At 68.7% G+C, this 21,650-nt stretch carries 22 protein-coding genes; 8 read left to right on the top strand and 14 right to left on the bottom strand.

Annotated features, from left to right (window positions below):
• A complete protein-coding gene (locus B146_RS24675; protein ID WP_019994606.1) occupies positions 1 to 924 on the top strand; it encodes a LysR family transcriptional regulator in 924 nt (307 codons plus the stop codon).
• Positions 925 to 1,416: 492 nt separating this feature from the next.
• On the opposite strand, the gene B146_RS0101340 is transcribed toward B146_RS24675, so the two are convergent.
• The 4 genes from B146_RS0101340 to mnmG form a co-directional block, all read right to left on the bottom strand.
• Positions 1,417 to 2,400 carry a ParB/RepB/Spo0J family partition protein gene (locus B146_RS0101340; RefSeq protein ID WP_019994607.1) on the bottom strand — a complete coding sequence of 328 codons (984 nt, stop codon included), beginning with the start codon at positions 2,398 to 2,400 and terminating at the stop codon, positions 1,417 to 1,419.
• Between the two features lie 88 nt (positions 2,401 to 2,488).
• Positions 2,489 to 3,274: a ParA family protein gene (locus B146_RS0101345; protein WP_155897348.1), complete on the bottom strand. Its 786-nt coding sequence runs from the start codon at positions 3,272 to 3,274 to the stop codon at positions 2,489 to 2,491.
• Between the two features lie 99 nt (positions 3,275 to 3,373).
• A complete protein-coding gene (rsmG, locus tag B146_RS0101350; protein ID WP_019994609.1) occupies positions 3,374 to 4,111 on the bottom strand; it encodes a 16S rRNA (guanine(527)-N(7))-methyltransferase RsmG in 738 nt (245 codons plus the stop codon).
• On the bottom strand, positions 4,095 to 5,978 hold the full coding sequence (gene mnmG, locus B146_RS0101355) for a tRNA uridine-5-carboxymethylaminomethyl(34) synthesis enzyme MnmG (protein WP_019994610.1): 1,884 nt from the start codon (positions 5,976 to 5,978) through the stop codon (positions 4,095 to 4,097). The genes rsmG and mnmG overlap by 17 nt, the downstream gene beginning before the upstream one ends.
• A 125-nt stretch (positions 5,979 to 6,103) precedes the next feature.
• On the opposite strand from mnmG, the gene B146_RS0101360 reads away from it, so the two are divergent.
• Entirely contained in the window at positions 6,104 to 6,667 is a 564-nt protein-coding gene (locus tag B146_RS0101360) for a Uma2 family endonuclease (protein ID WP_019994611.1), read from the top strand.
• Here the strand turns inward: B146_RS0101360 and B146_RS0101365 are convergent.
• Together B146_RS0101365 and mnmE are read right to left on the bottom strand one after the other, a co-directional pair.
• Positions 6,646 to 7,173 (bottom strand): GNAT family N-acetyltransferase, encoded by a 528-nt coding sequence (locus B146_RS0101365; RefSeq protein ID WP_019994612.1) that lies wholly within the window; start codon positions 7,171 to 7,173, stop codon positions 6,646 to 6,648. The two genes, B146_RS0101360 and B146_RS0101365, sit on opposite strands and share 22 nt — an antisense overlap.
• Positions 7,174 to 7,175: 2 nt before the next feature.
• Positions 7,176 to 8,495: a tRNA uridine-5-carboxymethylaminomethyl(34) synthesis GTPase MnmE gene (mnmE, locus tag B146_RS0101370; protein WP_019994613.1), complete on the bottom strand. Its 1,320-nt coding sequence runs from the start codon at positions 8,493 to 8,495 to the stop codon at positions 7,176 to 7,178.
• 385 nt (positions 8,496 to 8,880) lie between these two features.
• Here mnmE and B146_RS0101375 point away from each other — a divergent pair, with 385 nt between their 5' ends.
• From B146_RS0101375 to arsC, 3 genes are all read left to right on the top strand, one after another.
• Positions 8,881 to 9,417 carry a PadR family transcriptional regulator gene (locus tag B146_RS0101375; protein ID WP_019994614.1) on the top strand — a complete coding sequence of 179 codons (537 nt, stop codon included), beginning with the start codon at positions 8,881 to 8,883 and terminating at the stop codon, positions 9,415 to 9,417.
• Positions 9,418 to 9,571: 154 nt separating this feature from the next.
• Positions 9,572 to 11,614 (top strand): thioredoxin domain-containing protein, encoded by a 2,043-nt coding sequence (locus B146_RS0101380; protein ID WP_019994615.1) that lies wholly within the window; start codon positions 9,572 to 9,574, stop codon positions 11,612 to 11,614.
• A 25-nt stretch (positions 11,615 to 11,639) separates the two neighbouring features.
• Positions 11,640 to 12,041, top strand: a complete 402-nt coding sequence (gene arsC, locus B146_RS0101385) for an arsenate reductase (glutaredoxin) (RefSeq protein ID WP_019994616.1) — start codon at positions 11,640 to 11,642, stop codon at positions 12,039 to 12,041.
• A 60-nt stretch (positions 12,042 to 12,101) separates the two neighbouring features.
• Here arsC and B146_RS0101390 read toward each other — a convergent pair whose 3' ends face one another.
• The 7 genes from B146_RS0101390 to hemJ form a co-directional block, all read right to left on the bottom strand.
• On the bottom strand, positions 12,102 to 12,590 hold the full coding sequence (locus B146_RS0101390) for a YbaK/EbsC family protein (protein ID WP_019994617.1): 489 nt from the start codon (positions 12,588 to 12,590) through the stop codon (positions 12,102 to 12,104).
• A gap of 10 nt (positions 12,591 to 12,600) precedes the next feature.
• On the bottom strand, positions 12,601 to 13,119 hold the full coding sequence (locus B146_RS0101395) for a hypothetical protein (RefSeq protein WP_155897299.1): 519 nt from the start codon (positions 13,117 to 13,119) through the stop codon (positions 12,601 to 12,603).
• Positions 13,101 to 13,505, bottom strand: coding sequence for a hypothetical protein (locus tag B146_RS0101400; RefSeq protein WP_019994619.1), 405 nt, complete (start codon positions 13,503 to 13,505; stop codon positions 13,101 to 13,103). Before B146_RS0101400 ends, B146_RS0101395 begins: the two co-directional genes overlap by 19 nt.
• A 10-nt stretch (positions 13,506 to 13,515) precedes the next feature.
• Positions 13,516 to 14,781, bottom strand: coding sequence for a transcription termination factor Rho (gene rho, locus B146_RS0101405; protein ID WP_019994620.1), 1,266 nt, complete (start codon positions 14,779 to 14,781; stop codon positions 13,516 to 13,518).
• Between the two features lie 293 nt (positions 14,782 to 15,074).
• Entirely contained in the window at positions 15,075 to 16,460 is a 1,386-nt protein-coding gene (locus B146_RS0101410; protein WP_019994621.1) for a GntP family permease, read from the bottom strand.
• A 60-nt stretch (positions 16,461 to 16,520) separates the two neighbouring features.
• The gene (locus B146_RS0101415; RefSeq protein WP_244498135.1) at positions 16,521 to 17,069 is read right to left on the bottom strand and encodes a gluconokinase; all 549 of its coding nucleotides are present in this window, start codon (positions 17,067 to 17,069) and stop codon (positions 16,521 to 16,523) included.
• A 131-nt stretch (positions 17,070 to 17,200) separates the two neighbouring features.
• A complete protein-coding gene (gene hemJ / locus B146_RS0101420; RefSeq protein ID WP_019994623.1) occupies positions 17,201 to 17,737 on the bottom strand; it encodes a protoporphyrinogen oxidase HemJ in 537 nt (178 codons plus the stop codon).
• A gap of 179 nt (positions 17,738 to 17,916) precedes the next feature.
• Here hemJ and B146_RS0101425 point away from each other — a divergent pair, with 179 nt between their 5' ends.
• On the top strand, positions 17,917 to 18,474 hold the full coding sequence (locus B146_RS0101425; protein WP_019994624.1) for an AAA family ATPase: 558 nt from the start codon (positions 17,917 to 17,919) through the stop codon (positions 18,472 to 18,474).
• On the opposite strand, the gene hemE is transcribed toward B146_RS0101425, so the two are convergent.
• Positions 18,471 to 19,499 carry a uroporphyrinogen decarboxylase gene (hemE, locus tag B146_RS0101430; RefSeq protein ID WP_019994625.1) on the bottom strand — a complete coding sequence of 343 codons (1,029 nt, stop codon included), beginning with the start codon at positions 19,497 to 19,499 and terminating at the stop codon, positions 18,471 to 18,473. The two genes, B146_RS0101425 and hemE, sit on opposite strands and share 4 nt — an antisense overlap.
• Before the next feature lie 682 nt (positions 19,500 to 20,181).
• On the opposite strand from hemE, the gene B146_RS0101435 reads away from it, so the two are divergent.
• Together B146_RS0101435 and B146_RS0101440 are read left to right on the top strand one after the other, a co-directional pair.
• Positions 20,182 to 20,781, top strand: a complete 600-nt coding sequence (locus tag B146_RS0101435) for a Maf-like protein (protein ID WP_019994626.1) — start codon at positions 20,182 to 20,184, stop codon at positions 20,779 to 20,781.
• Positions 20,774 to 21,610, top strand: coding sequence for a shikimate dehydrogenase (locus tag B146_RS0101440; protein ID WP_019994627.1), 837 nt, complete (start codon positions 20,774 to 20,776; stop codon positions 21,608 to 21,610). The genes B146_RS0101435 and B146_RS0101440 overlap by 8 nt, the downstream gene beginning before the upstream one ends.
• Positions 21,611 to 21,650: the final 40 nt, after the last annotated feature.

Raw genomic sequence — 21,650 nt, forward strand, 5'->3', positions numbered from 1 at the left:
ATGGCGAAATGGCCGAGCCTTCCGCAATTTCGAAGCTTTCTCGCCGTGGTGGAAACCGGCAACCTGTCGCTGGCCGCCCGCCGCCTTCACCTGACCCAGCCTGCCGTGTCGCAGCAATTGCAGGAGCTGGAGCGCATTCTGGACGTGCGGCTGCTGGACCGTGCAGCGGGCAGGGCGCAGCCGACACCGGCGGGCGAGGCGCTTCTGGAACCCGCGCGCCGCGCGCTGGCCGCGATGGAAGACGCGGTGGAAACCGTGTCGCGCTATCGCGGCGAGGAAACCGGGCGGCTTCGCATCGGCACCGGCGCCACGGCCTGCGCCTTTGTTCTTCCCTCCGTGCTGGCGACTGTGAAACGCGACATGCCGGGGCTGGAGATCAGCGTCAGCATCGGCAACACGGTGGACATTCTGCCCCGGATCGAAGCGGGCGAGATCGATGTCGGCCTCGTCACCCTGCCGGTCCCGGCGAGCCGCGCGCTGGAGACCACGCTTCTGATGCGCGAGCCGCTGCTGGCGCTGTTTCCAGACGGCAAAACCCAGCCCGACCGGGCGACGCCGGAGGCCATGGCGGCCGAGCCCCTGATCCTCTACGAGTCCGGCGGCCACACGCGCGGCGGGCTCGATCGCTGGTTCGACGCCGCCGGCCTCACCGCCCAACCGATCATGGAACTCGGCAGCGTCGAGACGATCAAGCGGATGGTGGCCGGCGGGCTCGGCGTGTCGATTCTGCCGGGGCTGGCCTTGGGCGAGCCGATCGCCGGCACGATTTCCCGCCCGCTCGACCCGCCGCTCTGGCGCGAACTCGGGCTCACCTTGCGCGCCAACAAGATGCGCGATCGGGGCCTGCGCCTGTTCCTGCGCGAACTGGAAGAGGCCGTGCGTGGCGAGACGGCGAGCCGCGGAACGGCCGCGTCATCGACCTGACAAAGCAGCGACGGCAGGGGACCTGACGGGGCAGGGCAAGCCGCAAGAGCCTCCGGAGCGTCCGTCCAACCGGGAAGATAGGAGATGATACTCGTTCACGACACGAGGCCTGGGCGCGGCTGGTCAGGGGACCAACGGGCCGCCATGAGTGGATTGGGCGTGCGGAAAAGACAGCGCGGCGGGAATGGCCGCTCGGCCAGCCCCGAAACCATCGAAGGCTCTCGCTGTCCTCTTCGATGGTCGATCTCCCGCAACGCAGGGAGATCAAGGTCATGCCCCTTTCCCTTCCGCCGCAAGGCCATCCGAAGAGGCTCCGGCCCCAGCGATGGTTCGCCGGAACAGACGCTCCGCCATTTGGCGGGCTCCATGCGACGATCTTGTCCGGGCCCGACGCGTCTCAACCCTCTGACCACGCCCCCACAGCCCAGGGGTCCGATGGCCCGTCTCGGCCCTCATGGGGAGCGGGCGAAACCCGCTTCCCCCTGGCAACATTTACAGGCTGCGGATGCGCGGCTCGCTTTCGCCCGCAACCCGCGTCTGGAGCAGGCGGCAGAGATGGTCGAGCTGGTCGAGATGGCGGAAGTCGAGGCGCAGCGAGCCGCCTTCGCCGCGAAGCTCGATGGCGACGGGAAGGCCGAGCGTGTCCGACAGGAGCTTTTCCAGAGCCTGCGTGTCGCTCTCGCGCACTTCGGCGACGGAGGGCGGGGCAGGGGGCATGCGGCGCTTCGGGGCGGCGCCGCGCGGCGGGGCAGGGGGCGCCAGCGGCTCGCCGCGCGCCAGCGTCTCGGCCTCGCGCACGCTGAGGCCGCCTTCGACGATCTGCCGCGCGAAGCCTTCCGGGTCGTCCTGCGAGACGGCGGTGCGCGCCGCGCCCGCCGACAATTCGCCCTTGGCGACCATCTCCTTAACGCTGTCGGGCAGCTTCAGGAGACGCAGCGTGTTGGCGACATGGCTGCGGCTCTTGCCGAGAATGTCGGCGAGGTCGGACTGGGTGTAGTCGTGCTCGTCGATCAGCATCTGGTAGCCCAGCGCTTCCTCGATCGGGTCGAGATCGGCGCGCTGGACGTTCTCGATGATGGCGATTTCGAGCGACTCGCGGTCGCTGATCTCGCGCACCACGACGGGCACCTGAGTGAGGCCGGCTTCCTTGGCGGCGCGCCAGCGGCGCTCGCCGGCCACGATCTCGAACTTGCCGTCCGCCCGCTTGCGCGCCAGGATCGGCTGCACGACGCCATGCTGGCGGATCGAGGCGGTGAGCTCCGACAGGTCGGTCTCGTCGAAGCGGCGGCGCGGATTGCGCGGATTGGCGGTGAGGTCGCCCACCGCGATCTTGCGCTCGCCCGGCTCCTCGACGCGCGCAGCGCCCGGCAGCGGGAAGGGCGTGGCGGCGCGGGAGGGAACGGCGGAGGAGGCCGAGCCGCCGATCAACGAGGCGAGGCCCCGGCCCAGACGCTGGCGTCCCTTGTCTTCGCTCATTCTCGTCGCTCCTTGCGGATGGCTCCGCATCTGTCCTCTGGCGGGCGAGCCCGCGTCTCGTTCGTTTCGCAAGCGGAACGGCCTTCGGTCAGGCCGCCGCCAATTGCCGCTCGCGCTGGATCACTTCGGACGCCAGGCGGATATAGGCCTGACTGCCCGAGCATTTCACGTCGTAGAGGATCGCCGGCTTGCCGAAGCTCGGCGCTTCCGAAATGCGCACATTGCGCGGGATGATCGTCTCGTAGACATGATCGCCCATGAAGGAGCGCACGTCCCGCACCACCTGGGAGGCCAGGTTGTTGCGCCCGTCATACATGGTCAGCACGATGCCGTGCAGCGACAGGGCGGGGTTCAGCGTGTCGCGCACCTGCTCCACCGTCTCCAGAAGCTGGCTGAGACCTTCCAGCGCGAAGAACTCGCATTGCAGCGGCACGAGGATCGCGTCCGCCGCCGCCATGGCGTTGACCGTCAGGAGATTCAGCGAGGGCGGGCAGTCCACCAGGACGAAGTCGAAGAGCGGCGTCGCCTCGGCATGGAAATGCAGCGCGTCGCGCAGGCGATAGGCGCGGCTGGCCGAGCCGGAAATCTCCATCTCGACGCCGAGGAGATCGAGCGTCGAGGGAATGATGGAGAGGTCCGGCACGGCGGTCGGCATGGCCGCCTCGGTGATCGAGGCGCTTTCCACGAGCACGTCGTAGGAGGAGACGGCACGGTCGTCCCGCTCGACGCCGAGCCCGGTCGAGGCATTGCCCTGCGGGTCGAGGTCGATCAGGAGCGTGCGCTTGCCGATCGCGGCGAGCGCGGTGGCAAGGTTGATGGCCGTCGTCGTCTTTCCCACGCCCCCCTTCTGGTTGGCGATGGTGATGACGCGCATGCGCGAAACAGGGAGCGTATCCATACCGTCTCGTTCCTGAGCCCGGGAACCGGCGTCGCCCTCCACGGGCAACGCGTCCGACACCTCGAAAGGCGAGGCTCAGGCTCCCGCCAGAGCCTTCAGCCGCCGGATTTCCAGCACCACCGAGCCGTCCTCGATCTGTGAGGAATGCTTTACCATGTCGAAGCGCCAATGGGCAGAAGCTTCCGCGATTTCCTCCTCGTGGTTTCGCCCCTTGGGAAACCAGAGCACCGCGTCCTCGCTCACATGCGGCGCGACGAGGCCGAAGAGATCGTTCAAGCTCGCCAGCGCGCGAGCGCTCACGGCCTCTGCCGCGCCCAGCGCCTCGCCGCAATCCTCGATCCGCTCGGCGTGAACCTCAGCCGGCAGCGCCAGTTCGCGGATCACCGCGCGCAGGAAGGCCGCCTTCTTGGTGTTGCTTTCGACGAGATGGACCTCGGCCCCCTCGCGCCCGCAAAGCGCGATGGCCAGAACCAGACCCGGAAAGCCCGCGCCGGAGCCGAGATCGACCCAGCGCGTGGAAGCACGCGCCAGATGCGACAGCCAGAGACCGTCCTCCAGATGGCGCGTCCAGATTTCGGGAATCGTCGCGGGCGAGATCAGGTTGATGCGGCTTTGCCACGTGCGAAGGAGTTCGACATAGGCGTCGAGCTTTTCCACTGTTTCACGTGAAACACCATGGCGCGACAGGACGAGCGAGCGCTCCTCGGCGAGCTTGGCATCCGTCGCCGCCTTGCCCATGCGCGGGCGCGAGGCGGGGCGGGCGACCGCCGTGCGGGCGAAGGGTCGGACGGAGCGTTCAGGCTGCTTGCGCACGGTCGGTCTTTCTGAGAGCCACGAGGATGATGGCGAGGGCCGCCGGTGTCATGCCGTCGATCCGTTCCGCTTCCGCAACGGTCGCCGGACGGCGCTCGCGCAGCTTGTGGCGGATTTCGTTGGACAGGCCCTTGAGCGTGTCGAAGTCGAGATCGGCCGGGATCGCCCGTTCCTCCTCGCGCTTCAGGCGGATCTGGTCGCGCCGCTGGCGTTCGAGATAGACGTCGTAGGCCGCTTCGATCTCGATCCGCTCGCGCACCGTGCCTTGGATGGAGGCGAGCTCCGGCCAGACGGGCAGCAGCATTTCGAGCGTCGTGTCGGCGTTGGACAGGAGCGTCCAGGCCGAACGGGTGCGCCCATCCTGGTTGACGGCAAGCCCCTTGCGCGCCGCCTCGGCCGTGGTGATCGTGGCGCCTTCGAGAAGAGCGCGGGCCTGACCCAGCGCCGCTTCGCTCGCCGCGAAGACTTCGGCGCGCCTGGCACCCACCAGCCCCCATTCGAGGCCGAGCGGGGTGAGGCGGCGGTCGGCATTATCGGCGCGCAGCGACAGGCGGAATTCGGCGCGGCTCGTGAACATGCGATAGGGCTCGGTGACGCCGGTGCGCGTCAGATCGTCCACCATGACGCCGAGATAGGCGTCGCCCCGACCGATCACGACCGGCTCGGCGCCGCTGGCGCGCCGCGCGGCGTTGAGCCCGGCGAGCAGCCCCTGCGCGCCGGCTTCCTCGTAGCCGGTCGTGCCGTTGATCTGCCCGGCGAGGAACAGGCCCGTCGTCTTGGCGACTTCCAGCGAGCGCGTCAGCTCGCGCGGATCGACATGGTCGTATTCGATCGCATAGCCGGGTTTGAGGATACGCACCTGCTCCAGGCCCGGCAGCGAGCGCAGGAAGGCTTCCTGCACGTCCTCGGGCAGCGAGGTCGACAGGCCGTTCGGATAGACCGTGTCGTCGTCCAGCCCTTCCGGCTCCAGAAAGACCTGATGGCCATCGCGATCGCCGAACTTGACGATCTTGTCCTCGATCGAGGGGCAATAGCGCGGGCCGACGCCCTCGATCTCGCCGCCATAGAGGGCGGAGCGATGGAGGTTCTCGCGAATGATGCGATGCGTCTCGTCGGTCGTGCGGGTGATGCCGCAGTCGATCTGCGGATTGGTGATCCGCGTCGTGAGATAGGAAAACGCGTAAGGGCTCTCGTCCGGGCCCTGGCGGTCGAGGCTCGCCCAGTCGATCGTGCGCCCGTCGAGCCGCGCGGGCGTGCCCGTCTTCAGCCTTCCAAGCTGAAGACCGAGGCGCGCGAGCGTCACGGAGAGGCCGAGCGAGGGCTTCTCGCCGACGCGCCCCGCCGGGGTCTTCACCGAGCCGATATGGATGAGGCCGTTAAGGAACGTGCCGGATGTGATGACCGCCGCGCCGCAGGCGATGCGCCTGCCGTCTTCGAGGATCACGGCCTCGACGCGGTTGCCGTCCGTGAAGGCGAGGTCGAAGGCGTCGCCCTCGACGATGGCGAGCCCAGCCTGCGCCTGGACGATGTCCTGCACGGCGGCCTTGTAGAGCTTGCGGTCGGCCTGGGTGCGCGGGCCGCGCACGGCCGGGCCCTTGCGCCGGTTGAGAAGCCGGAACTGGATGCCGCCGCGATCGGCGGCCTCGCCCATGACGCCGCCGAGCGCGTCGATCTCGCGCACGAGATGGCCCTTGCCGATGCCGCCGATGGCCGGGTTGCAGCTCATGGCGCCGACGGTCGCGAAGCTGTGGGTGATGAGCACCGTGCGCGCGCCGGCCCGCGCCGATGCGCAAGCCGCCTCGACGCCCGCATGGCCGCCGCCGATCACCACGACGTCGGCGGAAATGTCGCTCAAATTCTGGGTCATGGAGTGGTTAAGCCCCGAGCGGGGGTCGCTGTCAACGGAAGGCGAAGACTTGAGTGAGTCAGCCTGTTTTCCCACTCGGTCGTAGATTACGATCCTGCTCGTTTCGAACCCGCCGGTCTCAGAGCATGAACGAGCCTCGCACCGCCGAACCCTGGAGCCCAACGCGCTTCCTGCGCTGGCAGGAGGGCGAGGACGCGCTTCATGAACTCGTGGACGGATTTCCCCTGAAACTGCCGGAGGACGTGACGCGCCGACACGACCGCCTTGCGGTGGCGCTGATCGGCTGGCTCGGAACGGCGCTGCGCGGAACGCGCTATGTGCCCTTCACCCGACGCTTCGCGGTGGAAACGCGGCCCGGCCAGATCCGCCGCCCGGCGGTCGGCGTGGATGCGGGCGCGACAGCGCCGGAGGCTTGGATCGCGAGCGAGCCGATCGCCGTGTTCGAGATCGTGACGGACCTGCTCCGCGACTTCAATCGCCTGCGCAAGATCGCGGACTACCAGCGGGCACCGTTTCTTCGCCACATCGTCTTCTGCGACGAGGCCTCGCCTCGCGCTGTCCACTGGTCGCGCCTGACCGGGGCGGGTTGGGACGAGGCCTCCGTCGAAGGGCTGGACGCCGTCCTCCCTCTCACCGGTCTCGGTGTCACGCTTCCGCTTCGCGCGCTTTACGCCTCCGCGCTCGTCTGATCCGAAGCCGGGCGCGGCGGGGCGCGCAGGCGGCTCATGGTGAAGGCGTCGACCAGCACGCCATCGCGCAGGATGGACTGGCGCTCGCGCCCTTCGATCTCGAAGCCGGCGCTCTCGTACAGGCGCAGGGCCGGGGTGTTGTCCACGTTGACGGAGAGTTCCAGCCGCGCCAGCCCGAGCCAATTGTCGGCATAGTCGAGAGCGACCTCCAAGAGCCGCCTCCCGATGCCGCGCCCCGTGTGGTCGTCGTGGACGCCCATGCCGATCATGCCCACATGCGAGCGCCGCCCGGTCCAGCGCAGGAGATGGATCGTGCCGACGACCTCGCCTTCCCGAAGGGCGACGAGAAGCGTCGCGTTCGGCCCGCCCTCGAACAGGCGCTTGCGGGCGCTGTCTTCGCTCTCATAGGGCAGGCGCAGCGTGCCCCAGCGATAGCCCGGCAGGTTCATGAGGGCGGCGAGCCCTGCGAGGTCGCGGGGTTCGGCGGCGCGGATGGTCAGGTCCATGGTCATTTCCCGATGCAGAATTCGGAGAAGATGAGGCCGAGAAGGTCTTCGACGCCGACGCGCCCCGTCAAGGCGCCGAGCCGCTCCGAAGCCTGGCGCAGCGTTTCGGCCCCGACTTCCGGCGGCAGGCGGGCGTCGAAGGCCTCCAGGCTCTCGGTGCATTGGCGCAGGAGATCGCGATGGCGCGTGCGCGCCGGCAGAAGCGCGGCGGGATCGCCCGCCGCCTCGCGCGCGAAAGTGGCGATGCGGCGCGTCAGCTCGTCCAGCCCCGCGCCGCTGCGGGCCGAAACCGAGAGATCGAAGTAAGCCGGCAAAGCGGGGTGGAGATCGCCCTTGGTGGCGATGCGGAGAACCGGCGTGTCGCCGGCCTCGACCGGGGTTTCCTCCGGCGCGCCGGGGTCGATCAGATGCAGCACGAGATCGGCCGCCTCGATGCGCTCGCGGGCGCGCGACACGCCGATCCGCTCGATTTCATCCGCCGTTTCGCGCAGGCCCGCCGTGTCCGACAGGAGAACGGGCAGGCCCTCCATGTCGAGCCGGGTTTCGATCACGTCGCGCGTCGTGCCGGGGATCGAGGAGACGATCGCGACCTCGCGCGCGGCGAGCGCGTTGAGAAGGCTCGACTTGCCGGCATTGGGCGCGCCGGCGATCGCCACCCGAAAGCCCTCGCGCAGGATTTCGGCCCGGTGCGCGCCGGTGAGATGCGCGGCGATCTCCGCCCGCAGCGCCGCGACCGCCTCGGCCGTGCCGGCGGACACGTCCTCGTCCACGTCGCCCTCGTCGGAAAAGTCGAACGAGGCTTCCAGAAGCGCGCGGATGCGCGAGAGCTTCATCATCCAGCCCTCGTAGAGCGCGCGCGCCTCGCCGCCCGCCTGGGCGAGGGCCTGCCGGCGCTGCGCCTCGGTTTCGGCCGCCAGGAGATCGGCCAGCCCTTCGGCCTCGGTCAGGTCGATCCGCCCGTTGCCGAAGGCGCGGCGCGTGAATTCGCCGGCCTCCGCCAGACGGAAGCCCGGCAGCGCCAGAAGCGCGGCGGTGAGCGCGGCCACGACGGCGCGCCCGCCATGGAGATGGAACTCGGCGAGATCCTCGCCCGTCGCCGTGTCGGGGCCGGGAAAGAACAGGACCAGCGCCCGGTCGATCTCGACGCCATCGGACCCGCGCAACCGGCGAAGGCTGGCGCGGCGCGGCTCCGGCATCGCCCCGGCCAGCGCCTCCAGCGCCGCGCCCGCGCGCGGCCCGCTGACGCGCACCACGGCGATGCCAGCGGGAAGCGCGCCGGAAGACAGGGCGAGGATCGTGTCGTCGGGCGAGGCGGCGGTCATGGAGGTCCTCGGGTCGGGCAGGCGGATCGCGTTCGCCCCCGTTGGCACATCCGCGGGCCCCATCGTCAAGGGCCGGCATGCGCGCGAGGCCGGGGGGGAGCGTGCGCGGGACGCCCGATCCCGGCACCACCCTCCAACCATCCCTATCTTACGATTGTTTTAGATATATCTTTTTGGCTTGCGTCCGCCCGATCGTGATCGTATCTAAGATATATCTGAAACGATCGGAGGTCTCACGATGAGGCACGAATTCGAAACACACGGCCGCCACGACCGCATGTCTCACCACCAGCGGCATGGGATGTTCGGCATGGGCCGCCCTCCCTTCGGCCGGGGGCCCGGGCGCGGGCCTCGCCATGGCGGGAACGGCGGCATGGGGGGTGGCATGGGCGACGACGGCGAAGGCCGGATCGGCCGCTTTCTCCTCCAGGGCGATCTGCGCCTTCTGGTTCTCTCGCTGATCGAGCAGGAGCCGCGCCACGGCTACGAGCTGATCAAGCATGTCGAGGAGATGACGCAGGGCTTCTACGCGCCCTCGCCGGGCGTCATCTATCCGACGCTGAGCTATCTGGAGGAAGCGGGCTACATCCAGGCCGAAAGCGACGGCAACAAGAAGCGCTATGCGATCACCGACGAGGGCCGCGCCTATCTCGGCGAGAACCGGGACGCGGCCGAGGGCATTCTCGAACGCCTCGCGCATGTCGCCGAACGGCTGCGGGAGCGGCGCGAGCGCAAGGAAGCGCACGAGCGCGGCGGGCGCCCCGAACTGCCGCGCGGCGTGGAGGCGGCCATGCTGAACCTGCGCGAAGTCGCGGCCCGCGTTCTGGCCACCGACGAAAAGCGCTCGGGCGAGGTCATCCGCCTTCTCCTGCAGGCGGCCGACGATCTCGACCGGGACGCCGGCGCGTCTCCCGAAGCCTGATGCCGACAGGCGGCCCGGCCCCCTGCAACGAGCGAAGCGCGGGCGATCCCGCCGCTTCGTTTGGCGGCGGCGGTTTTGCCGGGCCGGTTCCGGGTCGCGTCGATCACCTCACGCCCTACCTCTTCCCCAAAGGCGGAACGGACGAGGACGGGCGATGACCGAAGGCAACCAGTTGGGCGCGGCGATCAGCCCCTATCTCCTGCAGCACCGGGACAATCCGGTTCACTGGCGCGAATGGTCGGCCGAGGCCTTGGCCGAAGCGGCGCGGGAGGACAAGCCGATCCTCCTGTCGATCGGCTATGCCGCCTGCCACTGGTGCCATGTCATGGCGCATGAAAGCTTCGAGAACGAGGCGGTGGCGGCCGTGATGAACCGCCTCTTCGTGAACATCAAGGTGGACCGCGAGGAGCGGCCCGACATCGACCATCTCTACATGACGGCGCTTCAGGCCATGGGCGAGCAGGGCGGCTGGCCGATGACCCTGTTCCTGACGCCGACCGGCGAGCCCTTCTATGGCGGCACCTATTATCCGCCGCAGGCCGCCCATGGCCGGCCCGGCTTCGGGCAGCTTCTGGAAGCGGTGCGCAACGCCTGGGACACCAAGCGCGACAGCCTCCTGCGCTCGGCGAGCCAGATGCGCGCGCATCTCCAGACCCATCTCTCCGGCACGGCGGCGCCGATCGACCTGCCGGAAAGCGCGCTCGCCGAAGCGGCCGAGCGCCTGTCCGGGCTGATCGACAAGGAGTGGGGCGGCATGCGCGGCGCGCCGAAATTTCCCAACGCGCCCTATCTCGAACTTCTCGCCCGCTCCGGTTTCCCGAACGGGCCGGCAGCGCATCGCGAGGCCTTCTTGCTGACGCTGCGCTCGCTCTGCGAGGGCGGCATCTACGATCATGTCGGCGGCGGCCTCCACCGCTACGCCACGGACGCGCGCTGGCTCGTGCCGCATTTCGAGAAGATGCTCCCCGATCAGGCGCAGTTCCTGCGCCATCTCGTCTGGGGTTGGCGCGCGACGGGCGAGCCCCTGTTTCGCCAGCGCGCCGAGGAAACGGTCGCGTTTCTCAGGCGCGAAATGCAGGTCGAGGGCGGCGGCCTTGCCGCCTCGCTCGACGCCGACAGCGCCGACGAGACCGGCCGGATGGTGGAGGGCGCCTTCTATCGCTGGCGCGAGGCGGAGGTGGACGCCGCTTTGCAGGGCCTGCCCGACATCGAGGGTTTCAAGCGCGCCTATAGCGTCACGCCACCCGGCAATTGGGACGGCTGGACGGTGCTGGATCGGCTCGGCGGCTCGGGCGACGCGGCGCCGGCGGCCTTCGGGGAAGCGCGCATCCGCCTGTTCCAGGCGCGGCAGGCGCGGCCCCGGCCGGGGCGCGACGACAAGATCCTCGCCGACTGGAACGGGCTCGCGATCCGCGCGCTGGCGGAAGCGGGCGCCGCCTTCCATCTGCCGGACGCGCTCGGTCTGGCGCGCGAGGCCTTCGACTTCGTCATCGCGCGGATGATGCGCGCGGATCGCCTCCATCATGCCACCCGCGCGGGCCGCCTGTCCGGCCCGGCGCTCGCCTCCGACTACGGCGCGATGATCGCGGCCGCCGCCGCCCTGTTCGTGGCGACGCTCGACGCGCGCTTCCTCGAAACCGGCAACGCCCTGGCCGAGGCCTTGGAGCGCTGGCATGGCGACGGGGAGGGCGGCCATTTCATGACCGCATCGGACGCCGGCGACATGCCGCTTCGCCCGCGCGGCGACCCGGATGACGCCGTGCCGGGCGCGACGGCGCTCGTGGTGGAAGGCTTGGCGCTTCTGGCTCAAGCCGGCGGCGAGGCGCGGTTCGGCGAGCGGGCCGAGCGCGCGGCGCGGCTGGCGCAGGGGCGGATCGGGCCGAGCGGCATGGCCTATCCGGGTCTTCTCGCCGGCTTCGACCGGCTGGCGCGCGGCTCGGAACTCGCCCTGTTCGGCTTCCGCTCCAATCCCGGCTTCGAGGCGATGGAGGACACGGTGCGGCGCGCGGTCGATCTCAACCGGATCGACCTCGTCCTGAACGACCCGGCGCGCCTGCCCGAAACGCTGGCGCTCAGCGCCTTCGCACCAGAGCGCTACCCGGCCGTGACGCTCTGCCGGAACCGGACCTGCCATCCCCCGGTCTTCGAGACCCAGGCCCTCGCGGCCTTGCTCGGGGAGGGGCGGAGCGCTTCATAGGAGCATCGTCAAGCGGAAGGCACCGATGCCCGTCACGATCTATCACAACCCCACCTGCGGCACGTCGCGTACCGTCCTCGCCCTGATCCGCCAATCGGGCGAGGCGCCGGAGGTGATCGAGTATCTGGAAAACCCGCCGACGCGCGAGCGCCTCGTGGACCTCCTGGCGTTGATGGGCACCGGCCCCCGCGCGATCCTGCGCGAAAAGGGCACGCCCTTTGCCGAACTCGGCCTCGATGACCCCACGCTATCAGACGAGGCGCTGATCGAGGCGATGCTCGCGCATCCGATCCTCATCAACCGCCCGATCGTGGTGACGGAGAAGGGCGCCCGGCTCTGCCGCCCTTCGGAGAGGGTGCTGGACCTCCTGGACCATCCGCCGACATCTCTCACTAAAGGGGACGGGACATTCGTCTCGCGCGGCTGAGAGCCCGCCTGAGACGCCCACCGATCGGCTCGACGGGGCGTTTCCTGCCGGTTCGAACGCTCAGCCGTGGACCGCAAGCACCCGCGCGTCGGTCGCCGCCCGCAGATCGTTCGGCGTCGTCTCGAACACATGATAGGGCGTGCCGGCGGCGGCCCAGATGGCCTCGAAGCCAAGCAGGTCCTCGTCCATGAAGACGGGGAGCGGCGAGGTCGCGCCGAGCGGGGCGACGCCGCCGATGGCGAACCCTGTATGCTCGCGCACGAAATCGGCGTCCGGCCGCTCCAGGGCCTCGCCGATCGCCTCGGCCACCGCCGCCTGATCGACGCGGTTGGCGCCCGACACGAGCAGAAGATAGGCCTGCCCCGTCGAGGCCCCCCGGAACACGAGGCTCTTGACGATCTGCCCGACCTCCGCCGACACGGCCTTCGCCGCTTCCTCGGCGGTGCGGGCGATCACCTCGGTCTTCACCACCCGAAACGGCAGCGCCTTGGCAAGCGCCGCGATCTCGACCCGGCGCACGGCATCGGGCAGGTCGGCAGGGTCGGTCATGGATGTCTCCTCAAGCGGCCTCGCGGACCATCTGTTCGAACCGCTTCCAGCGCCGAACGATCTCGATGGAGGGCGAGGATCGATCGCCTTCGGGAACGCGATAAACCCAGTCCGGCTGCACCAGTCGCACGATTTCCGATTCCGGAATTCGGACGGACTGCCCCCGCATCTCGTATTCCTTGCCCTGGATCATCAGAAAGGCGACACCCTCCCTAGAATTCAAGTGCTCGAACGGGTAGCCGGCGATGGCCTTGAAGAAGAGCTGGTTCGGACTGTAGAGGCCGACGAGCCAGGGATCGAACGAACGGGGCGTCTTGGCGCCTTCGTAGGCCTTGAACAGGGCATCGAAAATGGCGCCCGTGCCGATGCGATCGACCAGCGCGCTGAAGAGTGAGAGTTCCAGCGTTTCGGGCTCGTTGGCCCGCACCGACCACATGGCGCCTTCGGGGCGAAAGCCGAGCTCATTGAGCGCGGCGAGATAGGTCCGCCCCGCTTCGATCCGCTCCGCCGTCATAAGCTCTTCAGCCATACGATCACGCCCTTTGGTCCGAAGGTCGCCTCAAACATCTGGCGCGCCTGACGGCGCGGCACACGTTCGGAATGATACTCGTGCTCACGCGACCAAGATAGAACGGTTTTCCAGGCGACCATCCGGTCCCGTGGGATCGCATCGCGGCCCAAGCCTGCCAGAGCCATCAAGCGGACGAGATCATGCGTGTGGATGTCGGGCCGATCGCGTCGGCTCGGCCATCGGTTCCAGCGCTCGCGCTTCAGGATATAGGCCTTCAACGCGAATTCGACGGCCGTGCCGCAGGCGTCCCACGCCTCGACGGCGTGGTGCCTGTCTTCCTTCATGACGAAGGCGACGGCGCGTTTTCCTTCGACGCGCTGCCACCATTCGTCAGGGGTGTCCATTTCGGACGGTTTACGTGTTCATCGAGTCGAAGAAGTCGGCGTTGGACTTCGTCTGCTTGAGCTTGTCGATGAGGAATTCCATCGCGTCCGTCGTGCCCATGGGCGAGAGGATGCGGCGGAGCACGAAGATCTTCTGGAGGTCCTGGCGCGGCACGAGGAGGTCTTCCTTGCGCGTGCCGGACTTGAGAATGTCCATGGCCGGGAAGATGCGCTTGTCCGCCACCTTGCGGTCGAGCACTATTTCCGAGTTGCCGGTGCCCTTGAACTCTTCGAAGATGACTTCGTCCATGCGCGAGCCGGTGTCGATCAGCGCCGTCGCGATGATGGTCAGCGAGCCGCCTTCCTCGATGTTGCGCGCCGCGCCGAAGAAGCGCTTGGGCCGCTGGAGGGCGTTGGCGTCCACACCGCCCGTCAGCACCTTGCCCGAGGACGGAACCACCGTGTTGTAGGCGCGGCCGAGACGGGTGATGGAATCCAGAAGGATCACGACGTCGCGCCCGTGCTCGACGAGGCGCTTGGCCTTCTCGATCACCATTTCGGCGACCTGAACGTGACGCGAGGCCGGCTCGTCGAAGGTGGAGGAGACGACCTCGCCCTTCACCGAGCGCTGCATGTCGGTGACTTCCTCGGGCCGCTCGTCGATGAGGAGCACGATGAGGTAGCACTCGGGATGGTTGGCCGTGATCGAATGGGCGATGTTCTGGAGAAGAACGGTCTTACCCGTGCGCGGCGGGGCGACGATCAGCGCGCGCTGGCCCTTGCCGAGCGGGGCGACGAGATCGATGACCCGGGCGGAAATGTCCTTCTTCGTCGGGTCGGGGTTTTCCATCTTGAACCGCTCGTTCGGGTAGAGCGGCGTCAGATTGTCGAAATGGCTCTTGTGCTTGATCTTCTCGGGGTCGTCGAAATTGATCGTCGTGACCTTGAGAAGCGCGAAATAGCGCTCGCCGTCCTTCGGCCCCCGGATCGTTCCTTCCACCGTGTCGCCGGTCTTCAGCGAGAAGCGGCGCAGCTGCGAGGGAGAGATGTAGATGTCGTCGGGGCCGGGCAGGTAGTTCGCGTCGGGCGAGCGCAGGAAGCCGAAACCGTCCTGCAGCACTTCCACGACGCCTTCGCCGATGATCTCGATCTCCTGCGCGGCGAGGCGCTTGAGAATGGCGAAGAGCAGTTCCTGCTTGCGCAGCGTGGACGCGCTTTCGACCTCGTTCTCCTCGGCGAAGGCGACGAGTTCGGCGGGCGTCTTGTCTTTCAGGTCCTGGAGTTTGATCTCAGGCATGGGCGGGCTCCACCCCATCGGCGCGGGGCCAAGCGAGCCGGACGCCTTGGGGACAGTCATCAGGGGAGGATACTCGGGCCGGTCTGATACGGATGCGTATGGTTCGGCAACGAATGGGCGGGGGCACGGCCGGGCGGCCGTTCCGCGCCGGAGGCGGGATACGGCGCTTCTTATAGTCATTTCGCCGCAGCGGCGCAAGCCGGGTCGCGCGACGCCTTCGCCCACGAAAAAGGGCGGCCACCCCTCCCAGGATGGCCGCCCTTCTCGACGTTCGGTCTCGGACCGATGGGAGTTTAGAACAGGACGAAGAGCAGGCCCGCCAGCGCGAAGCCGATGAGGCCGATCAGGGTTTCCAGAACCGTCCAGGTCTTGAAGGTCGTCTTCACGTCCATCTCGAAGAAGCGGCCGACCAGCCAGAAGCCGGAATCGTTGACATGGCTGAGGACGACCGAGCCCGACGCCAGCGCCAGGACCGTCGCGCAGAGCTGCACTTCGGAATAGCCCGCCGCCGCGACCGCGGGCTGAACGAGGCCCGCCGCGGTGATGAGCGCGACGGTCGCCGAGCCCTGCGCGACGCGCAGCGCGGCGGCGATCACGAAGGCCGCGACGAAGATCGGCATGCCCAGCCCGTCGAGCGTGGTGGCGAGCGCGTCGCCGATGCCGCTGGCGCGCAGGATGCCGCCGAACATGCCGCCCGCGCCCGTGATCAGCGTGATGGCGCAGATCGGCCCGAGGGCGGAATCCAGAATGCCCTCCACCGTCTTGGCGGTGCGCCCGCGCTTGACGCCGAGCACGTAGCTCGCCGCGAGCACCGCGACGAGAAGCGCGATCGGCGTCGCGCCAAAGGCGCGGCCGACCTGATACCAGGTGGCGTTCGGATCGACCCATCCTTGCGCGCGGGAGAAGTCGAGGCCGGTGTTCACGAAGATGATGGCGAGCGGCAGGAGAAGGATGCCGATTACCGTGGAGGGCTTGGGCGGATTGGGGTCATGCTCGACCGGCTTGCCGCCCGACAGGATGTCGGGAACGGGCAGGACGATGCGCTTGCCGACGATCGACCCGAAGAGCGGACCGGAGATCAGCCAGGCGGGAATGGCGACGAGAATGCCGAGAAGGATCAGGAGCCCGACATCGGCCCCCAGAAGCTCGGAGGCCGCGACCGGGCCGGGATGGGGCGGCACGAAGACATGCATGGCCGAGAAGGCCGCCGCGACGGGAATGCCGTAGAGGAGGAGGCCGCCGCCGAGCCGCCGCGCGACCGTGAAGACGATCGGCAGCATGACCACGAGGCCGGCGTCGAAGAAGATCGGGAAGCCGAAGAGAAGCGAGGCGAAGCCGAGCGCGAAGGGCGCGCGCTTCTCGCCGAAGCGCCGGATCAGCGCGTCGGCGAGCGACTGCGCACCGCCCGACACTTCCAGAAGCCGGCCCAGCATGGCGCCGAAGCCGATCAGAAGCGCGACGCCGCCGAGCGTCTGCCCGAAGGCCTCCGTCAGAACCGGCACGATCTTGGCCGGCGGAATGCCCGCGACGAGGCCGGTCACGAGGCTGACCATGGTCAGCGCCAGAAAGGCGTGGATGCGGAAGCGGATGATGAGAAGGAGGAGAAGCAGGACCGCGACCGCCGCGATGGCGAGAAGCGGCCCGGTTCCCCAGACATGGGCGAGCGTCGTGGAGTTCATGGGACTGGATTTCTATGCCGGAAGGAGCCTTGCGCCGCAGCGGCGCCAAGGCCGGGAAGCTCAGAGCGCGCGCAGCGTCTCGGGGCGCAGAAGCTCGAGCTGGCGCAGGGCGTCGGTCGCGACCGCGTCCGGCCCCTGCTCCACGGAAATCTTCACGCCGTCCTCGTCGGCCTCCAGCGGCTCGAAATCGGCATATTGCGAGGCGAGAAGGGAGGGGGGCATGTAATGGCCCCGGCGCTGCGCGAGCCGATCCCCGATCAGGGATTGCGGGGCGTCGAGCTCCACGAAGCGCACGCGCGCCTCGGCGCCGCGCAGGATGTCGCGATAGCGCCGCTTCAGCGCCGAGCAGGTGATCACCGTGCTTTCGCCCATACCCGCCTCGTCGGAGATCCAGTCGCGGATCGAGGCGAGCCAGGGCGCGCGGTCCTCGTCATTCAGGGGAATGCCGGCGGACATCTTGTCGATATTGGCTTTGGGGTGGAACTCGTCGGCCTCGGCGAACTTCCAGCCGAGGCGCTGCGACAGGTTCTTGGCCGTGGTGGTCTTGCCCGTTCCCGAAGGCCCCATCACGACGAGACACAGGGCGGGTTTGGAAGCGCTGGACGGCACGGGCGTTCTCCGGGACACGAGATGGGAAGGCGGAGGAACGAAGCGTCCGCCCCATCGGTGCTAAATCATTCCCGGAGCGAGAAAGGCAAGCTTGGGGTGTCGGTGAAGCCGGCGTTCCGGCCCTCAAGCGCTCAGAACGGCTTGACGATCACCAGGATGACGATCGCGACGAGGAAGAGCGTCGGCACCTCGTTCATGATGCGCCAATGGCGGCTCGTCTTCGTCATCTCGTCGCGGGCGAGCTTCTTGCGCGCCGCCGAGAAATAGCCGTGCAACCCGCTCATCAGGACCACCAGCGTCACCTTGGCGTGGAGCCAGCCGCCCTGGAAGGCGTAGACCTCGATCGCCAGCCAGAGGCCCGTGACCCAGGTGACCACCATGGCCGGGTTGACGATGGCGCGCATCAGGCGGCGCTCCATGACCTTGAACGTCTCGGCCTGGGGGCTGCCGACGCCCGCCTCGGTGTGGTAGACGAAGAGGCGCGGCAGGTAGAGCATGCCGACCATCCACGAGATGACCGCCAGGACGTGCAGGGCCTTCACCCAGAGCATGGCGTCCACCGGCACGAGCGCGAAGAGCAGCACCGCCAGCGCCACGCCGACCCCCAGCGACGCGAGAATCGAGCGATCTTTGCTCTGCGGGGCTGCGCTGTGCGGGGCTGCGGCCATGATGGGTCTCCCTGAACCAGCCGAAGCACCGGCTTTCGAACGGCTCTAATCCGGAAGGGCCGCCGACGGCAAGGCGCGCGACCCGCGCCACAAGCTCGCAAGGCTCCCCATCCCCGAACTCATTCGATGCCGTGCCTTCGCGCGGCACCCCCTTCCTTCGACGAGAAAGGCGACACAGGATGACAGGACCCAACCATTCGATCGTGCTGACCGGCGGCCCCGGCGGCGGCAAGACGAGCGTGATCGAGGCGCTGGCCGAGGCCGGGTTTCGCACCGCGCCGGAAAGCGGCCGGGCGGTGATCCGGCAGGAAATGGCGCGCGGCGGCTCGGCGCTGCCCTGGGGCGACCGCGCGGCCTTCGCAGTGGCCATGGCGGCGCTGGACGAGGCCGCCCATGACGCCGCGCAAGTGGCGGCGCAAACGACCGGCGGCGTCACAATCTTCGACCGGGGCCTGCCGGATGTCATCGGCTATCTCGCGCTCTGCGGCCTGCCCGTGCCGGATAACCTCCAGAGAACCGCCCGTCGCCTGCGCTACCATGGCGAGGTGTTCCTCGCCCCTTTCTGGCCTGACATCTACACGGGCGACGCCGAGCGGCGGCAGGATGCGCGCGAGGCCGCCGAAACGGCCCGCGTCATGCGCCTGACCTATGAAGGGCTCGGCTATGCCGTCACCGACCTGCCACTCGCCCCGGTCGCGGCGCGCGTCCGCTTCCTGCGCGAGCGGCTCGGCCTCTAGGAAGCCCGCTGGCGCACGAGACGCAGCAAGTGCTCCACATGCTGTATTGGAGCGTCCGGCGTGATCCCATGGCCCAGATTGAAGACGAGAGGGCCATTGCCGAGCTGATCGAGGATGGCGTTGACGCCTTCCTCCAGCGCCCGGCCGCCGGCGATCAGGCGGAGCGGGTCGAGATTGCCCTGCACCGCGCCGCCCGCCTGAAGCCGCCGCGCCTGCGCGAAGGGCACGCCCCAGTCGAGGCCGAGCGCGTCGACGCCGGTCTTTTCGCGATAGGTGTCGAGAAAGGCGCCGGCCCCCTTGGGAAAGCCGATGATCCGGGCGTCCGGTACCATGGCGCGCAGGCGCTGCACGAGATGGCGCACCGGGGCGACCGCGAAACGTTCGAAGCTCGTCTCGTCGAGAACGCCCGACCAGCTGTCGAAGATCTGCACGCAGTCGGCCCCGGCCTGGAGCTGGCGGGCGAGATAGTCGGCGCTCATTTCGGCGAGAAGAAGCAGAAGCTCGTCGAGGGCTTCCGGATGCTCGTAGCCGAACAGGCGCGCGGGCGCCTGGGCCGGCGTGCCATGGCCGGCGATCATGTAGGTCGCGACCGTCCAGGGCGCGCCGCAAAAGCCGATCAGCGCGGTTTCCTCAGGCAGCGCCTCGCGCAGCCGCCCGACCGTCGCGATCACCGGGGCGAGATGCGCGTCGGCATGGCTCGGGTCGAGCCCGGCAATCTCGTGGGGCGCGATCGGGTCCATCATCGGCCCTTCTCCCTGCACGAAGCGCACGTTCCGCTTCAGGGCGTCGGGGATCACGAGAATGTCGGAAAACAGGATCGCCGCGTCGAAGCCGAAGCGGCGGATCGGCTGGAGCGTGACTTCCGTGGCGAGCGCCGGATCGTAGCAGAGGTCGAGAAAGCCGCCGGCCTTGGCGCGCACTTCGCGATATTCGGGAAGATAGCGCCCCGCCTGGCGCATCAGCCAGACCGGGGGAGGGGAGACGCTCTCGCCGCCGAGGACGCGCAGAAGCTTTCGCTGTTCCATGAAGGGTCTTCCTCGGGGGCTCGGCGCGAAGGCGCTTTCGCCTTCGCCGGATGGGATCGCTGTTCGGGTCCCGGACATGGCGGGGAAAGGGCGCTTCGTCCAGTCCCTCGCACCCTCTCGAGGCATCAGAGGTCCGCTCGAGGGAGAACGCGCTTTTTCGAAGCGCGAGGCGGGCGGGATCGCAGATCCCCAGCCCGCTCTTCAAACAAAGAAAGTCTTAGAGAAAAGGATTCTGATTCTATGAGTCGGTGGATAAAGGGAATTAACAGGCCGCGCTCGCCCGCCCGTTTCGAACCGTCCCCATGAAACGCGATTCCGCCAGGGAATCCAACGCCCCGCCTGGGGGAGGACGCGCACTGCCCCCGTTCTTCACAAGTTCCCGTCCACAGGGCACCCGATGCGTCGATCTGTGGATGAAGCCGGGGTTTTCCCGGTACGACCGAAGGCCCCCGTCGGCTTTCCCAATCTTGTCCCCGGTTGCTCACAGGGGGCGGAGAATCCCGGGGCTTATGGCGCCCAGGACTTGTTCCCGAAGGCGATCGGAGTCCGTCCGGCCATTATGAGCGATTCTTAACCATAATCGCCCGTCCGCCCCGATCGTTCCCGAACGGACGGCTTGCGCTTGTCCCCGCTCGCCTCCTCGCTCTAGGAAAGGGGAAAATCAGTGGGGAGTGCGCAGCGCATGAGGAAGCCGATCGTCCTGGCCTCGGGCAGCGTCCATCGTCGGATGCTTCTGGACAATGCGGGGATCGCCTTCGCGGTGGACCCCTCGACGCTCGACGAGCGCGCGCTGGAAGCGCCGTTGGCTCAAAGCGGCGCCGCGCCCGAGGATGTCGCGCTGATCCTCGCCGAGGCCAAGGCGGCCGATGTCTCCGCCCGCCATCCGGGGGCCCTCGTGATCGGCGCCGACCAGACCCTGTCGCTCGGCGACGAGCGCTTCCACAAGCCCGCCGACATGGAAGCGGCGCGCCGCGCGCTTCTGGCGCTGTCGGGGCGCACCCATGTCCTGTCGAGCGCCGTCGCCCTCGTCGAGGACGGGGAAACCGTCTGGCGCCATGTCGATCAGGCGCGCATCACCTTGCGCGATCTCTCGCCCGCCACGATCGGCCGCTATCTCGCCGAGATCGGCGACGCCGCGCTCACCAGCGTCGGCTCCTATCAGGTGGAAGGCCGGGGCATTCAGCTGATGGAGCGCATCGAGGGCGACTTCTTCACCATTATCGGCCTGCCCGTCCTGCCGCTTCTGGCCGAGCTCCGCCGCCGGGGAGAGATCGATGCCTGAGCCCAGAGCCTTCGTCACCGGCTGGCCGATCCGCCATTCCCGCTCGCCGCTGATCCACGGCACCTGGCTCGGCGCGTTGGGGCTGGCCGGCTCCTATGAGCGCATCGCGGTGGAGCCCGACGCCTTTCCCGCCTTCCTCGCCAATCTTCGCGACGCCGGCTTCACCGGCGGCAATGTCACGATCCCGCACAAGGAAGCAGCCTTTGCGGGCGTCGCCCGGCGCGACGCGGCGGCCGAGGCGATCGGCGCGGTCAACACGGTCTGGTTCGAGGGCGATCAATTGGTCGGCGGCAACACCGACGCCTACGGCTTCTCGGCCAATCTGGACGAGCGCTTGAGCGGCTGGCGCGACGCCGAGGAAGCCCTGGTGCTCGGCGCCGGCGGCGCGGCGCGCGCCGTGGTTCATGCCCTGGCCGAGGCGGGCGTCCGGCGCATCCGCATCGTCAATCGCACGCGCGAGCGCGCCGAGGCCCTGGCGGCGGCCTTCGCGCGGCCGGGTCTTGAGCTCGAGGGCGCGGGCGAGGAGCGCGAAGCCCTGTTCCTCCAGAGCGCCGATCTCGTCGTCAACACGCGCCCGCCCGTCGCCGAGGCGCCCGAGCCGGACCTTTCGGCTCTTGCCGAAGCGGCTCTCGTGACCGACATCGTGTATGTGCCGCTCGAGACCCCGATCCTCAAGGCGGCGCGGCAGCGCGGGCTTCGCACGGCGGACGGGCTCGGCATGTTGCTCCATCAGGCGGTTCCGGGGTTCGAGCGGTGGTTCGGCCGGCGGCCGAGCGTCGGCGAGGCGCTGCGCGAGGCGCTTCTCGCCGACATCGCGGCCAAGGGCTGAATCCGGCGCCGTCCCGTTCGGGGCGGGCTTGTCCGACCGG

It is taken from the genome of Aureimonas ureilytica DSM 18598 = NBRC 106430, assembly GCF_000382705.1.
Taxonomy (GTDB): Bacteria; Pseudomonadota; Alphaproteobacteria; order Rhizobiales; family Rhizobiaceae; genus Aureimonas; species Aureimonas ureilytica.

Bases quoted from the DNA above. Each gene is read 5' to 3' on its own strand.
- B146_RS24675 (WP_019994606.1), top strand. From the start codon at position 1: ATGGCGAAATGGCCGAGCCTTCCGCAATTTCGAAGCTTTCTCGCCGTG.
- B146_RS0101340 (WP_019994607.1), bottom strand. From the start codon at position 2,400: ATGAGCGAAGACAAGGGACGCCAGCGTCTGGGCCGGGGCCTCGCCTCG.
- B146_RS0101345 (WP_155897348.1), bottom strand. From the start codon at position 3,274: ATGCGCGTCATCACCATCGCCAACCAGAAGGGGGGCGTGGGAAAGACG.
- mnmG (WP_019994610.1), bottom strand. From the start codon at position 5,978: ATGACCCAGAATTTGAGCGACATTTCCGCCGACGTCGTGGTGATCGGC.
- B146_RS0101360 (WP_019994611.1), top strand. From the start codon at position 6,104: ATGAACGAGCCTCGCACCGCCGAACCCTGGAGCCCAACGCGCTTCCTG.
- B146_RS0101365 (WP_019994612.1), bottom strand. From the start codon at position 7,173: ATGGACCTGACCATCCGCGCCGCCGAACCCCGCGACCTCGCAGGGCTC.
- mnmE (WP_019994613.1), bottom strand. From the start codon at position 8,495: ATGACCGCCGCCTCGCCCGACGACACGATCCTCGCCCTGTCTTCCGGC.
- B146_RS0101375 (WP_019994614.1), top strand. From the start codon at position 8,881: ATGGGCGACGACGGCGAAGGCCGGATCGGCCGCTTTCTCCTCCAGGGC.
- B146_RS0101380 (WP_019994615.1), top strand. From the start codon at position 9,572: ATGACCGAAGGCAACCAGTTGGGCGCGGCGATCAGCCCCTATCTCCTG.
- arsC (WP_019994616.1), top strand. From the start codon at position 11,640: ATGCCCGTCACGATCTATCACAACCCCACCTGCGGCACGTCGCGTACC.
- B146_RS0101390 (WP_019994617.1), bottom strand. From the start codon at position 12,590: ATGACCGACCCTGCCGACCTGCCCGATGCCGTGCGCCGGGTCGAGATC.
- B146_RS0101395 (WP_155897299.1), bottom strand. From the start codon at position 13,119: ATGGCTGAAGAGCTTATGACGGCGGAGCGGATCGAAGCGGGGCGGACC.
- B146_RS0101400 (WP_019994619.1), bottom strand. From the start codon at position 13,505: ATGGACACCCCTGACGAATGGTGGCAGCGCGTCGAAGGAAAACGCGCC.
- rho (WP_019994620.1), bottom strand. From the start codon at position 14,781: ATGCCTGAGATCAAACTCCAGGACCTGAAAGACAAGACGCCCGCCGAA.
- B146_RS0101410 (WP_019994621.1), bottom strand. From the start codon at position 16,460: ATGAACTCCACGACGCTCGCCCATGTCTGGGGAACCGGGCCGCTTCTC.
- hemJ (WP_019994623.1), bottom strand. From the start codon at position 17,737: ATGGCCGCAGCCCCGCACAGCGCAGCCCCGCAGAGCAAAGATCGCTCG.
- B146_RS0101425 (WP_019994624.1), top strand. From the start codon at position 17,917: ATGACAGGACCCAACCATTCGATCGTGCTGACCGGCGGCCCCGGCGGC.
- hemE (WP_019994625.1), bottom strand. From the start codon at position 19,499: ATGGAACAGCGAAAGCTTCTGCGCGTCCTCGGCGGCGAGAGCGTCTCC.
- B146_RS0101435 (WP_019994626.1), top strand. From the start codon at position 20,182: ATGAGGAAGCCGATCGTCCTGGCCTCGGGCAGCGTCCATCGTCGGATG.
- B146_RS0101440 (WP_019994627.1), top strand. From the start codon at position 20,774: ATGCCTGAGCCCAGAGCCTTCGTCACCGGCTGGCCGATCCGCCATTCC.